The organism is Trichocoleus sp. ST-U1 (assembly GCF_039961835.1).
GTDB lineage: Bacteria > Cyanobacteriota > Cyanobacteriia > Cyanobacteriales > FACHB-T130 > FACHB-T130.
In genome coordinates this window covers 25,548-42,395 of record NZ_JAMPJZ010000042.1, presented here as the reverse complement: position 1 = coordinate 42,395, position 16,848 = coordinate 25,548, and the positions used below count along the sequence as shown (strand labels likewise).

The 16,848-nt window shown below is 46.0% G+C and carries 15 protein-coding genes; 4 read left to right on the top strand and 11 right to left on the bottom strand.

The genetic code is table 11. The annotated features are described in order from the left end of the window. Positions 1-60 precede the first annotated feature (60 nt). Together NDA06_RS15900 and NDA06_RS15895 are read left to right on the top strand one after the other, a co-directional pair. Entirely contained in the window at positions 61-1,071 is a 1,011-nt protein-coding gene (locus NDA06_RS15900; RefSeq protein ID WP_190414500.1) for a phosphoribulokinase, read from the top strand. A gap of 182 nt (positions 1,072-1,253) precedes the next feature. Beyond that, positions 1,254-1,580, top strand: coding sequence for a hypothetical protein (locus NDA06_RS15895; RefSeq protein WP_190414501.1), 327 nt, complete (start codon positions 1,254-1,256; stop codon positions 1,578-1,580). A gap of 408 nt (positions 1,581-1,988) precedes the next feature. On the opposite strand, the gene NDA06_RS15890 is transcribed toward NDA06_RS15895, so the two are convergent. From NDA06_RS15890 to NDA06_RS15875, 4 genes are all read right to left on the bottom strand, one after another. Further along, complete coding sequence (locus NDA06_RS15890; protein WP_190986149.1) at positions 1,989-2,306, bottom strand: hypothetical protein; 318 nt, start codon at positions 2,304-2,306, stop codon at positions 1,989-1,991. Between the two features lie 54 nt (positions 2,307-2,360). Further along, positions 2,361-3,785: a radical SAM protein gene (locus tag NDA06_RS15885; protein WP_190986150.1), complete on the bottom strand. Its 1,425-nt coding sequence runs from the start codon at positions 3,783-3,785 to the stop codon at positions 2,361-2,363. A 199-nt stretch (positions 3,786-3,984) separates the two neighbouring features. Continuing rightward, the gene (locus NDA06_RS15880; protein ID WP_190986151.1) at positions 3,985-4,188 is read right to left on the bottom strand and encodes a hypothetical protein; all 204 of its coding nucleotides are present in this window, start codon (positions 4,186-4,188) and stop codon (positions 3,985-3,987) included. Positions 4,189-4,222: 34 nt separating this feature from the next. Continuing rightward, positions 4,223-5,026, bottom strand: a complete 804-nt coding sequence (locus NDA06_RS15875) for a prolipoprotein diacylglyceryl transferase family protein (RefSeq protein WP_190986152.1) — start codon at positions 5,024-5,026, stop codon at positions 4,223-4,225. Between the two features lie 396 nt (positions 5,027-5,422). Here NDA06_RS15875 and NDA06_RS15870 point away from each other — a divergent pair, with 396 nt between their 5' ends. After that, positions 5,423-7,297, top strand: a complete 1,875-nt coding sequence (locus NDA06_RS15870; protein WP_190986153.1) for a PAS domain S-box protein — start codon at positions 5,423-5,425, stop codon at positions 7,295-7,297. A gap of 29 nt (positions 7,298-7,326) precedes the next feature. Here the strand turns inward: NDA06_RS15870 and NDA06_RS15865 are convergent, their stop codons facing one another. The 7 genes from NDA06_RS15865 to NDA06_RS15835 form a co-directional block, all read right to left on the bottom strand. Then, entirely contained in the window at positions 7,327-7,743 is a 417-nt protein-coding gene (locus NDA06_RS15865) for a hypothetical protein (RefSeq protein ID WP_190533779.1), read from the bottom strand. Positions 7,744-7,868: 125 nt separating this feature from the next. Continuing rightward, positions 7,869-8,846, bottom strand: a complete 978-nt coding sequence (gene secF / locus NDA06_RS15860) for a protein translocase subunit SecF (protein WP_190414508.1) — start codon at positions 8,844-8,846, stop codon at positions 7,869-7,871. Further along, complete coding sequence (secD, locus tag NDA06_RS15855) at positions 8,843-10,261, bottom strand: protein translocase subunit SecD (protein ID WP_190414509.1); 1,419 nt, start codon at positions 10,259-10,261, stop codon at positions 8,843-8,845. The genes secF and secD overlap by 4 nt, the downstream gene beginning before the upstream one ends. A 137-nt stretch (positions 10,262-10,398) precedes the next feature. Continuing rightward, the gene (locus NDA06_RS15850) at positions 10,399-11,382 is read right to left on the bottom strand and encodes an alpha-ketoacid dehydrogenase subunit beta (protein WP_190414510.1); all 984 of its coding nucleotides are present in this window, start codon (positions 11,380-11,382) and stop codon (positions 10,399-10,401) included. Positions 11,383-11,442: 60 nt separating this feature from the next. Next, positions 11,443-11,610, bottom strand: a complete 168-nt coding sequence (locus NDA06_RS15845) for a hypothetical protein (RefSeq protein ID WP_190986154.1) — start codon at positions 11,608-11,610, stop codon at positions 11,443-11,445. Between the two features lie 77 nt (positions 11,611-11,687). Further along, a complete protein-coding gene (locus NDA06_RS15840; RefSeq protein WP_190414512.1) occupies positions 11,688-12,032 on the bottom strand; it encodes a DUF4870 domain-containing protein in 345 nt (114 codons plus the stop codon). Between the two features lie 138 nt (positions 12,033-12,170). Continuing rightward, positions 12,171-14,390, bottom strand: a complete 2,220-nt coding sequence (locus tag NDA06_RS15835) for an ATP-binding protein (RefSeq protein ID WP_190986155.1) — start codon at positions 14,388-14,390, stop codon at positions 12,171-12,173. Between the two features lie 743 nt (positions 14,391-15,133). On the opposite strand from NDA06_RS15835, the gene prfC reads away from it, so the two are divergent. Beyond that, on the top strand, positions 15,134-16,783 hold the full coding sequence (prfC, locus tag NDA06_RS15830) for a peptide chain release factor 3 (RefSeq protein ID WP_190523949.1): 1,650 nt from the start codon (positions 15,134-15,136) through the stop codon (positions 16,781-16,783). The last annotated feature ends 65 nt before the right edge of the window (positions 16,784-16,848 follow it).

Sequence of the window (16,848 nt, the reverse complement as noted above, 5' to 3'; positions counted from 1 at the left end):
CTGAGGATTTAGATTGCTTAAAACTCAATGAGAAAAAATTTTTTGCGTTAGAGGGAAGCTATGACCAGTCAGCTGGATCGCGTGGTTCTAATTGGTGTTGCTGGAGACTCCGGATGCGGTAAATCTACATTTTTGCGCCGATTAACAGATTTGTTTGGGGAAGATTTCGTCACGGTGATTTGCCTGGACGATTACCATAGCCTGGATCGGAAACAGCGCAAAGAAACTGGAATTACGGCGCTGAACCCCAAGGCGAATAACTTCGATCTGATGGCCGAGCAGATCAAAGCGCTCAAGAACGGTCAGTCCATTGAAAAGCCAATTTACAACCACGAAACCGGCGAGATCGATCCTCCAGAGCGAGTCGATCCTAACCATATTATTGTGATTGAGGGGCTTCATCCTTTGTATGATGAGCGGGTGCGATCGCTCCTCGACTTCAGCGTTTATCTCGACATCAGCGATGACGTTAAGATTGCCTGGAAGATTCAGCGGGATATGGCTGAGCGCGGGCACCGATACGAAGACGTACTCGCTGCCATCAACGCTCGCCGCCCAGATTTTACTGCCTACATCGAGCCGCAGAAGGAACACGCTGACGTTGTGATCCAGGTGTTGCCGACGCAATTAGTCAAGGAAGAGAAGGTAGGTCAAATCCTGCGGGTGCGCTTGCTTCAGCGCGATGGCGTGGAAGGCTTTGAGCCAGCTTATCTATTTGATGAAGGGTCTACGATTGATTGGAGACCCTGCGGTCGTAAGCTAACCTGCGGCTACCCTGGCATCAAGATGTACTATGGCCCAGACTCTTACTATGGTCATGAGGTGTCCGTTCTGGAAGTAGATGGTCAGTTCGACAAGCTAGAGGAAGTCATCTACATTGAAAGCCACCTCAGCAAGACTGCGGCTAAGTACCACGGGGAACTGACCGAACTGTTGCTCAAGCATCGGGAATATCCAGGCTCTAATAACGGAACTGGCTTGTTCCAAGTGCTGGTCGGTCTGAAGATGCGGGCAACCTACGAGCGGTTAACGTCTGGAAAGAGCCAACCGTTGGCAGCGACGAAAGTATAAACTAGACCCCCAAGGGTAGGGATGCACGCTCGTGAGTCCCTACGACTGCGTTCAAAGCCTTCTAGCAAGGGCTATCTAAGTGAATTGCTGACGCGAGAGACTGACAAAAGGCTCTCGCATTTTATTTTAGGTATCTAGGTTTTAATAGAGATATAAATTTTGGGATTGGGTTGAGTAGAAATATGAGAGTGTGGGTTGCCAGTTTTTTGCTGCTGTTTGGCTTTGCAGAAATCTATCAGTGGTTGAAACAGTTCACGCTGCCGTTGCCGGTGTATATTCTGGGAGGTGCGTTTTTAGCGATCGCATCTAACTACGACAAACTATCTAGCTTTCCTTTTTTGCGAAGCCACGAAGACGAACCAGCGTCGATTAAAGGCCAGACGCCGCTAGCCATGCGTTCTGTTTCTAGCCAATCTCCATCGAACCTCACGCCTCAATCGCCTCGTCCCATTTCTTTCAAAATCGAAAAGAAGACTAAAAAAGGCGCGAATAGCAGCCACTCAATCTAGTGCCACTGGGTCGGAGAATTGTAATATTTACCGGCTTACCGAAAGGATTAAGAGCCAGCAACCACCGTTGAGTAAAGCAGTAAGAACTGCACCAATAATCACTCCTTTCATCAATCCCCATCTTTGTTGCCGTCTTAGCCAAAAAATTATTGGGACTACATACAGAAGTTGAGACAATCCAATAGAAAAAATTAATATTGCTAGAATTTGAGCAATGCTATAAATAGACAATAAATTTACAATTATAAACGATAAAAATTCTAAAATAATCCAAACTAAAATATGTATTCCTAATACTAAGAATATACCGCTAATCATTTCAGTGATTTCATTCCTTGAGCGCATAATTTTGTTCTTATAAACATGAAATTATTGCTGCTATATTAAAGTGTTATAAAATCTAGGGTTTTATTTAGGACTAAAGTACAGTAAATAGCAGGTTCCATTTAATAAAGCGGTAAGAACTGCACAAATAATTACCCCTTTCACCATTGCCCTTCGCTGTCGCCGTCTTAGCCAAAAAATAAGCGGAATCACATATAAAAGCTGCCATAAGAATATAGAAATAGCAGAAAACGCCCAAACGATTAAAATAGCGTATCCTCCTCCTAGCAAAGCAGCAATAGGAAAACTTACTAAAAATACTGCTAGACCGGCGATAAGATGCATACCTAATAACAACAGCATTCCGGAAAGTACCCCAAGCAATTCATTTTTATGTTCCATAAAACTCCTGCTGAATTAAACTAATATTTGTTGTTAATAATGGTTTTAGATAAATTAAACCAGGAGGGGACGATTATTAACCAAGTGATATCCAGCACTTCCCTCGCGGTAAAACATATTAAACGTATCAAATGGAATAATCCTCCCATCGGGATGCACAATGTGGATGCAGGAACGCTTCACAGAACGGACATCGAAGTTAAAGGGGTCGAGAAACTGTACAATCATCACTCGGAATATATTTTCGTAGGTAATTCCTTCAGGAACAGGTAGTAGTGGCAAACAACAAAGTAATTGTTTTAAAGATGTTGCAGAAGATGCGGGTGAATGGCTAGTGGAAAACAAATTAAAAATATTTCGCTTTAGATCATCATCCTGTTCATAAAGAACAGAATTTGGCATGATTTTCACAAAGGTATTTGGCTCCAAAAGTCCAGTTAAGGGTATCACTTTGCCCTTTACTTTCAGCGCATAAGCCATTGCTAAACAATCGGGATGGCAAGGAACTGGGAGAATATCTTCTGGTTTAAAATAGGGACTCTGCTGTAAGATAGAGCGACGAACTTCTGTGAGAGTGTAGCGATCGCGCTCATGCTCAAATCCCTCCAGACGCCCTGCTGCCTGAATCGGTTGAAAGGTAACACCCCGCACGCATCGCTGCTGCAAGGCGTATTCGATAATTTTGCCGATTTCGCCGTCGTTTAGCCCTTTTTTCAAGGTAACGACCAAAGTTGTCGAGATGTTAAACTCGTTGAGATGCGCGATCGCTTGTTCCCGAATCTCTCGCAGATCTGCCCCCCGTAACTCCTCTAATGCTGCCGCCTCAAAGCTATCAAATTGGAGATAGACTTCAATTCCGGGCATATATTGACTTAAGCGATCGCAAAAATTTCGGTCTTTGGCAATTCTAATACCATTGGTATTGATCATTAAATGGCGAATTGGCTTACTTTTAGTAATATCCAGAATCTTAAAAAACTCTGGATGAATCGTTGGTTCACCCCCGCTAATTTGGACAACCTGCGGTTCCCCTTCATTTGCCACCACCGCATCAATCATTCTTTCAATTTGCTCTAAGCTGCGATGACGCCGGGATTGACTGGAATGTTGAGAAACTTCTTCTGTGCCCGAATCTGCGTAACAAATTGGGCAGGAAAGATTGCAGCGATCTGTTACTTCTACTAAAGTTAAACAGCTATGTTGTTCGTGATCGGGGCAAAGTCCGCAGTCATAGGGGCAGCCATATTTTATGGGAGTATTAAATTTAAGCGGCATATCCCCTGGTTTGATAAATTCCTGGGAGAGTTTGTAATAATCGATATCATCAGCAATTAAGACTTCTTGATGTCCGTGGGTAGGACAGTGCTTTACCAGGTAAACGCAATCATCTCGAAAGATAATTTTTGCCTCTACTTTGACGAGACATTTAGAGCAAACGCTGTTAGTTAAAGCATAGAAAAGGTAGTTTCGAGTAGGCATATATTTTTTTGTTAAAATGATTACAATCGGTTGATCAGCTTTCCTGATTGATATTAGGTGTATAGATTCACAGGTTTCCAATTATAGGAAAATGCTTCGTTATCATTTGCAACTCAGTTATAAGATTTAAGAGAAGAGATCGATCGTTGGAGAAATTAAAGGTTAAAGTGTTGGCATCACCAATTAGATAAGTTGTTTTTCAAGTCCATTGGATGTGTCCTAAATTATTAATTTCTGATTTTAGGTTTATCAATCCTTCCATTGTACTTAGCTCTGCAATACCAGATAGCGTTTGAGATATCTCTTTAAGTTGTTCCAAGAAACTAAATATTTCCTCAGTCCGTATATCACCCAAAAAATTAGCGTGATAGCCAGGTAAGATTATCTCAATTTCTGAATTCATCCAATTTCTATCCCAATAATCGTCTGCAATGAGATTATTTATGCCTTGAATGCGAATGATTACTTTTTCTTGATTTCCCTTGACAGTAAATTGCATTAGATGGTTTAAAAACGAACAATTTTAGAATGCTGTTCCGATAATATAAAATTCCCAATAAACAAGCAAGTTGAATTGCACTCAGCCCCAAAATAGGGTGAAAATCGGGTTTTAGAAAATCCATGAAAAAGCGAAAACTTAAATAAGAAATCATGTAAAACTTAAATAATTCGCCTTCTTGCCGATAGTAGCGGCTGCGAATTTGTAAAAATATCATTAAAATTAGTAAAAAAATAACTTCATATAATTGAGTCGGATGCCGGGGAATGCCATCACCAAAATCTACTCCCCAAGGTAAATGAGTGGAAATGCCGTAAGTGCGATCGCTTAATCCCGTCAAAAAGCAGCCAATCCGTCCCACCGCCGTTCCCACAATCAAGGGATAAACAAAAACATCGCCGGTAGATCGATTGACACCAATCATTTTCTTGGTAATTTCTACACCAATTAATCCACCGAGTAACGCCCCTACGACCGTTTTTCCTTGAAGGAGAACCAAAAAGAATAGTTGCCAATTATTCCCAATTAAATCGATGTGCTGTAGTAAAACCAGCGCTTTCGCACCAACTAGCGCCCCTACCAAGCCACCGACAATTACCGAACTGCGCTGCGTGGGTGCGATCGCATCTTTGCGAGCATTTTTGATTAATAAACGGAAAGCGATCGCATACGCCAACGACTCAAACAAAATATGAGGGTGAATCCGCACCGAACCCAGCCACAAATAAACCGGGAAACTCATTATTTGTATCTCCGCTTGAGGATAGTGCCTCCTCGTGGCTTGAAAATATACCCGACAAGCCCTGTTGCCTGGAGCTAGACAGAGGTTGCCTAGACGATATCATACCCACCCAAGCTTGTAGAAGCTATATTTCCTGGAACTCTTCACAGAAGATTGCTATCCTCTGCTAAAGGATTAAAAATTTCTTGCCAGCAATATATGGCAAGGCATTTTACATGCAAAATCTAAATCTTCCGCATAAAAATTGTTAATAACTGTCAAGTAATAAATAAAAAACTATATGATGTGTAAACATGCATCGCCAGATTTGAGAATTAATCAGGACTAGAGTCTCCGTCAACATCAGGGAAAGCATCAAGGAGATGATTTGAGCGAACTAGGTAGGTAAAGTGAAAAATGGCAATCCCAGCGGCAGAATCCCCCATTACCGAGAGCAGCAAAGTGGAAGCAGAGAATAATCGTTTCTTCACGCTCTCACTGGATATGTTTTTCATCGCTGGTTTCGACGGCTATTTCAAGCGACTGAACCCGATGTGCGAAAAAACGCTCCTGTTCACATCTGAGGAATTTCTAGCCAAGCCGTGGATTGCATTTATTCATCCCAAAGACCGGGAATCTACTCTGGTTCAATTGCAGGAACTATCCAGCACCGGGGAGACGGTCACTTTTGAAAACCGCTTTCGCTGCAAAGATGGGACTTACAAATGGCTGCTGTGGAATGCCGCCCTGTGCGCGGAAGAACAATTAATTTACGCCGCTGCCCGTGACATTACCGAGCGCAAACAGGCAGAAGAGGAACTGCGGCAAAGCGAAGAGCGTTTCCGCTTGTTAATCAAAAATGTCAAAGACTATGCAATTTATATGCTCGATACCAGCGGGAAAGTTATTAGTTGGAACAAAGGGGCGGAGAGGCTCAACGGGTATCAGGCAGAGGAAATTATTGGTCGGCATTTCTCCTGCTTTTTTCCTTCCAGCGAGAGCAAGAGCGGCAAACCTGAGCAAGTTCTACAAAAGGCAGCATTAGACGGTCGGTGTGAATGGGAAACTTTACGCTTACACCAAGACGGGTCGCAGTTTTGGGCAAATGTTGTCGTGACAGCTTTACGAAGTGAAGATGGACGGCTGCGCGGCTTTGCCACAATAACGAGGGATATCACCGAACGCAAGCGATCGCAAGCAGCACTGGAACAAGCAAATAACGACTTAGAAAGACGAGTTGAGGAACGCACCGCTGAATTAAAAGCCGCCAATGAGCTGCTAAAGAGGGAAGTTAAAGAGCGTCAGCAAGCGGAGAAAGCTTTGCGACAATCAGAAGCGCAATTGCGAGAAAAAGCAGCAAAGCTAAAACAAGCTTTAAGCGAATTAAAACAAACCCAAACCCAGCTGATTCAAAGCGCAAAAATGTCCAGTCTGGGACAGTTGGTTGCCGGTATTGCCCACGAAATCAACAATCCCGTCAGTTTCATCTACGGGAATCTCGACTACGCCATTCACTATATTCAAAGCTTGATCGACTTGTTGCAACTTTATGGAAAACACTCCCCCGAACCCCCTGAGGAAATCCAGGATCTGATAGATGAAATCGATCTCGATTTCGTGATCGCAGATATGCCGAAACTGCTGTCCTCAATGAAGTTAGGGGCTGACCGCATTCGGCAAATTGTCGCCTCTCTGCGGAACTTCTCGCGCCATGACCAAGCAGAAAAGAAGTCGGTCAACATTCACGAAGGCATTGACAACACTCTGAGATTGCTGCAAGACCGCTTAAAAGCTACCGCTACCCATCCGGCGATCGAGGTTGTTAAAGAATATGGCGACCTACCATTGGTAGAGTGCTATGCCGGTCAGTTCAACCAGGTATTAATGAATATCCTCAATAATGCGATTGATGCCCTGGAGGAGGCAGACGGCCCCAGAAGCAAAGGGGCACAGGAGATGGTATCTCCCTGGCTTTCTGGCTCCCCGGCTCCTCAGTCTTGTATTCGGATTTGTACCGAGGTCAAAGACAGCGATCGCATCGCCATCCGGATTGCTGATAATGGCCCTGGGATGAACGAGGAAGTCCGTCGTAAGTTATTTGACCCCTTCTTTACCACGAAACCGATAGGCACAGGTACGGGACTCGGCTTGTCCATTAGCTATCAGATTGTCGTCGAAAAGCACGGCGGTCAATTGACTTGTGTTTCCGAACCGGGAAAGGGGGCAGAGTTTTTAATTGAAATTCCGATTCGGCAGACTCGTTCCGAACCAGCTCTGTCTCGGTGCGCCTGAGAAACAATTAAAAGTTAGAAATTAAAGTTTTAATTGACTTGACAAACCCACTTCCAAAGCGGGTGACTTTGTCCTTGCTGGCGAATCCGATATACCTGTTGCTCTAAGCGATGTTGTTCCCGACTGGATATTCCTAGTAAAATATTCCGGCTTTGCCACACCAATACAGAAGCTGTCATGCCAATGCACAAAGCAAGTCCCAGAGCTGGCAGTGGATTGTAATAAAGTCCATATCGCACTGCCGCCCAGGTAAAGTATTCCCGCAATAGAAAAATTGGGTAGCGCAAGCCCCAGAGACTCAAGGGACCAATGGTAATCCAAAGCAACCCGGCGACCAACCACCTGCCGTAGACAGTCAGCCGGTGTAACCTTTGCACTTGCTGTTGGAAGCTTGGGTCATCAGCATGGCTGAGGGGGTTGCGAGTCAGAGGTTCAGAAGGGCACAGGGGTAGAGGAGAAGTTGAATCTAGATTATCCTGTACTTCCCCACTCTCCGGCCCTCCAGATCCTCTGCTCCCTTGCTCCCAGCGATCGTCTCTTGCCTGATTCATTGCTTCTTGCCTTATGCCCTTCAGATTTCATCAGAAGCTTTGGGTTCCGTTGCCGCAATAGCGATCGCTTGACCCGTCCGTTCTCTCCACCAAGCTAAAAGGGTACTCGAAATGAAGATACTGGAATAAGCACCGGCGGCAAACCCAACAATCAGGGCTAAGGCAAAGTTTTTCAGCGTTTCTCCACCAAAGAAAAAGATGGAAAACAAAGTCAGCAACACTGTAAAGGTGGTGTTAATCGAACGAGTCAGGGTTTGATTAACCGCGTCTTCGACAATCTGGTTAATATGCTCTCCAGGATTCAGTTTAATGACTTCCCGAACCCGGTCGTAGATCACCACCGTATCGTTGACCGAGAAACCGATGATAGTCAAGATAGCGACGACAAATAAGCTATCTACCTCAGTACCGAACACCAAGCTCAAGATGGCGAAAAACCCCAGGGTGATCAAAACATCGTGGAGCAAGGCAACAAAGGCGAACAAGGAGTAATCGAACTGGAAGCGAAAGGTCAGGTAAACAAAAATACCCACGAAGGAGAGCAAGATAGCCAGTAGACCAGAGGCAAACAACTGGCGTCCAAGGGTAGGGCCAACCGTGTCTATCTGAGTCTTTTGGGGATCGAAGGCTCTGAGTTGGTTTAAGGCATTTTGCAGTTTGGTACGTTGGTTAACATCCAACGCTTTGGTGCGGATGGACAAACCCGGCTGAGTTTGCCCTAAAGCGTTTTGAGTTAAAGCTTGGATGCTACTGTCACCCAAACCCTGAGCTGCGATAACTTCCCGAACTGCCCCGATATCAATCGGTTTATCGCAGTTATTTGGTTTAGAACAGTCGAGTTCAAACTGTAACCGCGTACCGCCGACAAAATCTAAACTGGGACGTAACGGCGCACCAATCTGCGTCCAGTTGATTGCCATTGCAATCAGCCCAACCAGGATAAGGACGGCAGAAATCGTCCACCAGAGCGATCGCCGTTTGATTAGATTTAGTTTCATGATCCTACCCCTGGCTCAGACTTCCTTGATGCTGGTAGATTTGGACAAAACCATTGTGGCTTGCGTAATTCTGGAAAGCTGATGGCTGTCATGAGCAGGGTGCGACTACAAGTAATCGCTGTAAACATACTCACTAAAACTCCAATTGCTAGCGTCAGAGCAAACCCTTTGACCAAACCCGAACCCAGCCAAAACATAAAACCACAAGCAATTAACGTCGTTACGTTACCGTCCAAAATGCTGGAAAATGCCCGATAAAAACCAGATTCTACCGAGCGATATAAACTCTTCCCGGCTCTTAATTCTTCTCGCGTCCGCTCAAAAATCAGTACATTGGCATCTACTGCCATCCCGATACTGAGAATAAAACCAGCAATCCCAGGGAGAGTCAAGGTAACGCCGAGTAAAACAAAGGCAGATAAGCACAGTAGCGAATATATGAATAGGGCTATCCCAGCAATTGCCCCCGGTAAGCGGTAATAGACACCGATGAAGATCAACACTAGAATCAGACCGCCGATAGAAGCGTTGATACTGCTTTGGACACTATCTCGCCCCAGGGTTGCCCCCACGGTACGGTTTTCAATGATTTCCACTGGGTAGGGTAGGGCACCGCCCCGCAGCTGGACGACCAGCTCGTTGGCTTCTTCTAAGCTAAAGTTGCCTGTAATCTCGGCACCTCCGCCGCTGATGCCTTCTTGGGCATACTTCACTTCAACGGTAGCAGCGCTGAGCAGTTCTTCATCTAAGAAGATTCCCAAAGTGCGTCCCGTCCCAGCAATATTTTTGGTCAACTGGGCAAAGCGTCCGCCTCCTTCAGGATCAAAGGAAATGTTGACACTCCAGTTGTCGCTCGTCTGAAAAGGTCGAGCGGTGGCTCCTGTGAGGTTTTTGCCTGTAAGTGGGGGGTTGGTGCGCTCAAACAAAGCTGCGATCGCTTGGTTACTCCGCTGAAGAGCTTCCTGATTTTTAGCGATCTCCGCTTCATCTTTCGTCTTTCTCAACTCATCCTGCTTCGCTTTTAATTCCCGTCGCAGCTGTTGTTCAATTTGCAACTGGGTTTCCGAACCCGGTTTTTGTTCGCGGAAATCCAATTGAGCAGTGCCACCCAGCACCCGTTCTGCTTGCTCCGGATCGCTGACCCCCGGTAGCTGCACCAAAACCTGGTCTTGTCCGACCGTTTGCACAATTGCTTCAGAGACCCCAAGACCGTTAATCCGGTTCTCTACGACTTTCTGAACTGCTTCTAAATCTTCTCGCGTGATTTCTTTGCCTTCAGTGGGTTTCACCTGAAGCGTCAGTTGCGATCCCCCTTGAAGGTCTAATCCCAGCCGAATTGGAATCCTGGCAAGCACGGTGATAGAAGCAATCACCAGAACCAGAATTAAGGCTAATAAAGAACGCTGTCTCTGCATACCACGACCCGCTCAAACAAATGCTATGATAATCCCTTTTGGGCTGGTCGATCCGGATTGATTGTCAGCGGGCATTAGTCATTAGTCATTCGTCATTGGCAATTGACTCAGACTAGGGACTAAGGACTAATGACCAATCACACTTGGAGTGCCATCATCTTTTGCACGGCTTCCACAATTTGCTCTGGTTGGACAATCGTCAACCGCTCCAGCGCTCCATTATAAGGTGTGGGAATATCCTGGGAAGATAGCCGCAGAACGGGCGCATCTAGCTCATCAAATAGCCGATCGTTAATTGAGGCTGTCAATTCTGCCGCAATCCCGCCGGTTTTCATGCATTCCTCTACGATAATCACCCGGTGGGTTTTCCGGACGGAAGCGCCGATGGTATCGAAATCCAGTGGTTTGAGGGAAATCAGGTCAATCACTTCCGGATCGAAACCTTCTTTTTCCATCTGTTTTGCCGCTTGCATGACATGATGACGCATCCGCGAATAAGTGAGGATCGTGACATCCTTGCCTTGCCGCACGACTTCTGCCTTATCTAAGGGCAGCACATATTCTTCCTCTGGTAAATCTTCTTTCAGGTTGTAGAGGAGAACGTGTTCAAAGAATAAAACCGGATTATCGTCGCGGATGGCAGCCTTTAACAATCCTTTGGCGTTGTAAGGTGTGGAGCAGGCAACAATTTTCAAACCTGGCACCGCTTGGAAATAAGCTTCTAGTCGCTGAGAGTGTTCGGCACCCAATTGACGACCGACGCCACCTGGCCCCCGAATCACCATCGGAATTTTGAAGTTGCCGCCGGAGGTATAGCGCAGCATTCCAGCGTTGTTAGAGATTTGGTTGAAGGCAAGGAGCAAAAAGCCCATGTTCATGCCTTCGATAATCGGTCTGAGACCTGTCATTGCAGCGCCCACTGCCATGCCGGTGAAGCTGTTTTCGGCAATAGGGGTGTCGAGTACGCGCAAGTCACCATACTTTTTGTACAGGTCTCTGGTGACTTTGTACGAGCCGCCATAGTGACCGACATCTTCACCAAGGACAAATACGGCTGAGTCGCGGGCCATTTCTTCGTCTATGGCTGCGCGGAGGGCGTTGAAGAATAAAGTTTCTGCCATCGGTACAGTAGAGGAGAGGAGTTTGATCGGGTCAGATTAGGATTTTAACCTCTTGAGGCTCTAGAATTTTGCCAGCGATCGCACATCGCTGTGGATTGGGGAACCGGAAGCGATCGCACTTTGTTCATTGTAAAATAATTGCCCTATTGACAAAACTTTAAAAGTATGCAGCAAAAACCCGTCTTCTTTGAGAAAACGGGTTTTTATTGGAAAATTACGATGAATCAACTAACAACCTTCTCGAGTTCAAGCACCTTTTAAGAGCCAGCGAATCTCTAGTACAATTCTGGTTTGGGTGCCTTTTTTTAAAGCAGGCGGAAGGTGAAGGGATAGCGGTAGGGTTGATCGGGATTACCCAAACAGTGAGTAATTGCCAGAATCGTCAGTGCCCAATGAACGATAAACCCGATAGGTCCGAGGATAAAGCCCAATAAACCAAGGGTGATAAAAGTTAAGAAGGCAATAATCGCTCCATAGAACCAAACATTGAAGTGAAAGTTGATTGCTTCTTTGGCATTGTCTTTCACAACCGGATCATCGGATACAAATAACATCGCGACGGGTATCCCGATAGACACCAGTGTTGTACTAAGAAAGATCGAGCCATGAGATAGTACCGACAACAACTTTCGCTTGTCCGTGTCGTACATCTAAACCCCCTAATGCTTCTGTTGCGTTGCCTCTAGTCAAGACTGTAACACGCGATCGCTGGGGGTGAGCCGCACGCTAGCGAACGGCTTTCCGTACCCGAAAGGCACAAAAGTTTCTGGTACTAAAGCAGAGAGAATTTATCCTGAAACAGCCGCAGAATTTCGGTCACTGACCGCAGCCGTTTGCTGATGTTGCTGCCGAATTGGAATCGCGATCGCGAACTCCGCCCCCTGTCCCGGTGCTGAAACGCATTTCAAGCTGCCGCCGTGTTTTTCGACTACAATTTGATAACTGATAGATAACCCCAAACCTGTGCCGCTACCAACAGGTTTAGTTGTAAAGAAGGGGTCAAAAAGCTTTTGGCGTACCTCCTCCGTTATCCCAAGACCATTATCAGAAATCCGAACCACAACTTGACGATCGTCTTGAACTTCAGTGCGAATCCGAATCCAAGGCAGGGGCGCTGGGGAACAAAGCTGCTGAGGAGAGTGTACCAAATTCTCCTCTGCACTTCTGCGCCTCTGTGCCTCTGCCTCTTCTAAGGCATCAATTGCATTGGTGATGGTATTTATAAATACTTGATTCAGTTGCCTCGCATAACACTCGATGGGGGGCAGATTACCATACTCTTTAATAATTTCAATCGCTGGGCGTCCCAGTTTCCCTTTCAGGCGGTTTTGCAGGATCAGCAGCGTACTGTCAATGCCTTCGTGGAGATTAACCGCCTTCACCTCTGCCTCATCCAAGCGCGAGAAGTTTCGCAACGATAAGACAATTTCGCGGATACGGTTCGTCCCCGCCTTCATTGAGGACAGCATTTTGGGTAAGTCTTCTTGAAGAAAATCTAAGTCAAGGTTCTCCACGACTGCGGCAATTTCAGGAACAGGTTCGCAATCGTGTTGCTGATAGAGGCGAATCAGATGTAGTAATTCTTTTGTATATTCGTCGGTGTGAATTAGATTGGCGTAAATAAAGTTAATAGGGTTATTAATTTCGTGAGCAACACCGGCAACCAATTGACCCAAGCTAGACATTTTTTCGCTCTGAATCAATTGAGATTGGGTTTGTTTCAACTCACATAAGGTTTTTTCTAGATGAAGTGTCTGTTGTCTTAATTGCGCTTCCGATTTTTGTAAAGCAATTTCTGCCTGCTTGCGTTCGCGAAGCGCGGCTTGCCGTTCGCTAATATCGCGTACTATTACCAAAGCTTCTGATTCTAAGCTACGCGCATACCGAGCCTCATAATCGTGCTGGTTGCCGTCTAGGGAAGTCATTTGATACTCGTAGAGTTGTGTTTCACCGGAAGCGATCGCTTTCGATACGTTGTACATGGTAGCTTCAGCTAACTCAGCAGGTAATACCTCCCACACGCTTTTCCCCAAAAAGTGACTGGGAGGCATCGCCAGAGCATCTTCTCTAGGCGCTTGAAAGTCCATAAAAGTCCCATCACTACAAATCCGAAACAACATATCCGGTAGGGCTTGGATGAAGGCGCGATTTTTCGCTTCGCTTTCCCGCAATGCCGCCTCTACTTGCTTGCGTTGAGTAATGTCGCTTGCTACGACTACAATCCCTTTACGGCTTCCATCTGGGTTGAATAAGGGCACCTTGGCGACATCAAACTTCTTCGCTGAACCATCGGGTAATAAAATCTCTTCTTCGTAATGGCTAATGGTTTCTGCACGCCACGCTCTTTCATCGGATTCTTGACAACCAAAAAGAGCTTCCTGATAAAATTCTGTATATTCTTCTAGTTCTGCGTCTGTCTTGCCCTGATAATCGACACCTTCGAGCTGAAAAAGCTTCAGTCCTTCTTGATTCGAGATCAGCCAGCGTCCTTCACCGTCTTTCATATTCACCACGTTCGGAACCGCATCAATCAGGGTATTTAGCCAGTATTCTTGACTTCGCATCTGCGCCTCTATCTGCTGACGTTCCTGAATTTCTGATTTCAGTCGGCGGTTGGCTTCCTCGATCTGAGCGGGACTGGGCAGTGCTAGGATGTTAGGAATCAATGACATCAATACGATACCTGTCGCTACAGAAATCACAGCCGCTACAGCTTTCACCAACCCTGACAGCCAATACATTGGGTGCCATAGGGTCCAGATTTCCAACACATGACTTGTCCCACAAGCGATAATAAAGCTGCCAAACAACAGAAATACCCAATCAAAGGGCAAATCGCCTCGCTTGCGGACAATGTAAACCAACAGCAGCGGAATTGAATAATAAGCCAGGGCGATTAAACCATCTGACAGAATATGCAGCCACACTAGCCCTGTTTTCCATAAGTAGCAGTGTCCGTGCGGGATAAATTGCCCGGAAGTAAAAAGATTGTGCAAAAGTGATGGCATAAAGTCTCCTTGGGGTTGCTACTTTATAGCTGAATATCGCTCGCTTGCGAGAGTTGGCATGGGTAGGTCTGCACCGAATAAATTACAGTTGTTTTGCTCTTGCAAAAAGACGGTTGGTTTCTTAGCGTAGAACTTCAAAAAAAACTTGCTTTGCTTAGCGCCTTGTATTTGGATTCGTCAGCAGTGCGTAATTTTTGATAGGAGACGAGTATTAACGGAATATATCGGCTTAGAATTAAATTAAGTAGATAGATATAAAGAAAGTGCAACCTTAAACGAACCTTCCCTGCGTTCTCAGTTCACCCACAAGTCAGGGGAAGAATGGTGAGAATTTTTATTGACGAAAGAGAGAAACTTTCTCCCTTTTTCGGGGCGAAAAGTCTAAACAGAGGTTTCCTCTGTTAGCATTAGGTTCTCGCGAATGGAAGAGCAACGCTTGTCAACACAGCAGGCGCATGGGCAAGGTCTTCCGGTTAATTGGACTTACCTCCTTAGACAAAACTGCTAGCGAATTGCGGCTAGCAGGAGTGAATCTAAATTTTTGATGAAGGTGAGAGTTGTTAATCGGGAATGTTACTGAAAGAAGCGATCGCGTCTTAGTCCAATCGGAACGCTAGAACGAATAAAAGTAAAAAGGCTATCTCCGGTTTGGGTTGTTCTGTCTGTTGTATACGGATACGCTTCATCGTTTCACAATCTAACCTTTTATAATTTTTGTTGAAAGTACCGAACCAGGCATCCGAATGTTTACTGATTTCCAGTCCCCAGAAGCAACCACTCAATCTGAAATACAAGCAGCGGTTGAGCGTCGGCGTAACTTTGCGATTATTTCTCACCCTGACGCCGGTAAAACGACGCTGACCGAAAAGCTGTTGCTGTACGGAGGTGCGATTCACGAAGCGGGGGCGGTGAAGGCGCGTCGAGCGCAAAAAAAGGCAACTTCTGACTGGATGGAGATGGAGCAACAGCGGGGAATTTCGATTACCTCGACGGTGTTGCAGTTTGCATATCACAACTGTCAGATTAATTTACTGGATACTCCGGGACACCAAGATTTCAGTGAAGATACGTATCGGACGCTGGCGGCAGCAGATAATGCGGTGATGCTGATTGACGCAGCGAAAGGTTTGGAACCGCAAACACGGAAGCTATTTGAAGTATGCCGGATGAGAAAAATCCCCATCTTCACTTTTGTGAATAAACTCGACCGCCCCGGACGGGAACCATTGGAACTGCTGGATGAAATTGAGCAGGAATTGGGATTGCAAACCTATGCCGTAAACTGGCCAATAGGAATGGGCGATCGCTTCAAGGGCGTCTACGACCGACGCCAGCAGAAAATTCACCTATTTGAGCGCAGCGCACATGGCAAGCGGGAAGCCCTGGATACCGTTGTAGACATGGGAGATCCCCGAATTGAAGAACTGCTAGAGCAAGAACTTTACTATCAACTCAAAGAAGATTTAGAACTCCTGGAAGGCGTTGGCTCAGAACTGGATCTAGACCTCGTTCACAATGGCACCATGACGCCCGTGTTTTTTGGTAGCGCCATGACCAACTTTGGGGTGGAGTTATTTTTGGATGCTTTTCTCGACTACGCCCTTAAACCCGGTTCAAGGCAAAGCAGCAATGGGGCAATTCCACCCACTTACCCAGAATTCACGGGTTTTGTCTTCAAGCTGCAAGCGAATATGGACCCGAAGCACCGCGACAGGATAGCCTTTGTGCGCGTCTGTACCGGCAAGTTTGAAAAAGACATGACAGTGAATCATGCCCGTACTGGCAAAACCGTTCGCTTGTCTCGTCCTCAGAAACTATTTGCCCAAGATAGAGAATCGATTGAAGAAGCGTATCCCGGCGATGTCATTGGATTGAACAATCCTGGCGTCTTTGCGATTGGCGATACGATTTATACGGGTCAGAAGCTAGAGTACGAAGGTATTCCCTGCTTCTCTCCGGAATTGTTTGCTTATCTGAAAAACCCCAACCCTTCTAAGTTCAAGCAATTCCACAAGGGCGTCTCGGAATTGCGGGAAGAAGGTGCAGTGCAAATCATGTACTCAGTGGATGAAGGCAAACGCGACCCAATCCTAGCAGCGGTGGGACAATTGCAATTTGAGGTAGTGCAATTTCGCTTGCAGAATGAATACGGTGTTGAAACTCACACAGAATTATTGCCTTATAGTGTGGCTCGTTGGGTAGCCGGTGGCTGGGAGGCTCTGCAAAAAGTGGGACGTCTTTTCAACACCGTGACGGTGAAGGATAGCTGGGGGCGTCCGGTGCTGTTGTTCCGAAACGAATGGAATTGTCAGCAGGTGCAAGCGGATCATCCAGAGTTGAAGTTAAATTCTGTAGCGCCTGTAGCGGCGGGGCAACAACCAGTAGATTTTTGACCTAAGCGCTTGGTGAAAGCCAATACCTCACTGGTTTCCTGGGTCATGATTGATGTTTCCCAGCC

Bases quoted from the DNA above. Each gene is read 5' to 3' on its own strand.
- NDA06_RS15880 (WP_190986151.1), bottom strand. From the start codon at position 4,188: ATGAATTCAGAAATTGAGATAATCTTACCTGGCTATCACGCTAATTTT.
- NDA06_RS15835 (WP_190986155.1), bottom strand. From the start codon at position 14,390: ATGCCATCACTTTTGCACAATCTTTTTACTTCCGGGCAATTTATCCCG.
- NDA06_RS15895 (WP_190414501.1), top strand. From the start codon at position 1,254: ATGAGAGTGTGGGTTGCCAGTTTTTTGCTGCTGTTTGGCTTTGCAGAA.
- secD (WP_190414509.1), bottom strand. From the start codon at position 10,261: ATGCAGAGACAGCGTTCTTTATTAGCCTTAATTCTGGTTCTGGTGATT.
- NDA06_RS15900 (WP_190414500.1), top strand. From the start codon at position 61: ATGACCAGTCAGCTGGATCGCGTGGTTCTAATTGGTGTTGCTGGAGAC.
- prfC (WP_190523949.1), top strand. From the start codon at position 15,134: ATGTTTACTGATTTCCAGTCCCCAGAAGCAACCACTCAATCTGAAATA.
- NDA06_RS15870 (WP_190986153.1), top strand. From the start codon at position 5,423: ATGGCAATCCCAGCGGCAGAATCCCCCATTACCGAGAGCAGCAAAGTG.
- secF (WP_190414508.1), bottom strand. From the start codon at position 8,846: ATGAAACTAAATCTAATCAAACGGCGATCGCTCTGGTGGACGATTTCT.
- NDA06_RS15890 (WP_190986149.1), bottom strand. From the start codon at position 2,306: ATGGAACATAAAAATGAATTGCTTGGGGTACTTTCCGGAATGCTGTTG.
- NDA06_RS15875 (WP_190986152.1), bottom strand. From the start codon at position 5,026: ATGAGTTTCCCGGTTTATTTGTGGCTGGGTTCGGTGCGGATTCACCCT.
- NDA06_RS15885 (WP_190986150.1), bottom strand. From the start codon at position 3,785: ATGCCTACTCGAAACTACCTTTTCTATGCTTTAACTAACAGCGTTTGC.
- NDA06_RS15850 (WP_190414510.1), bottom strand. From the start codon at position 11,382: ATGGCAGAAACTTTATTCTTCAACGCCCTCCGCGCAGCCATAGACGAA.
- NDA06_RS15840 (WP_190414512.1), bottom strand. From the start codon at position 12,032: ATGTACGACACGGACAAGCGAAAGTTGTTGTCGGTACTATCTCATGGC.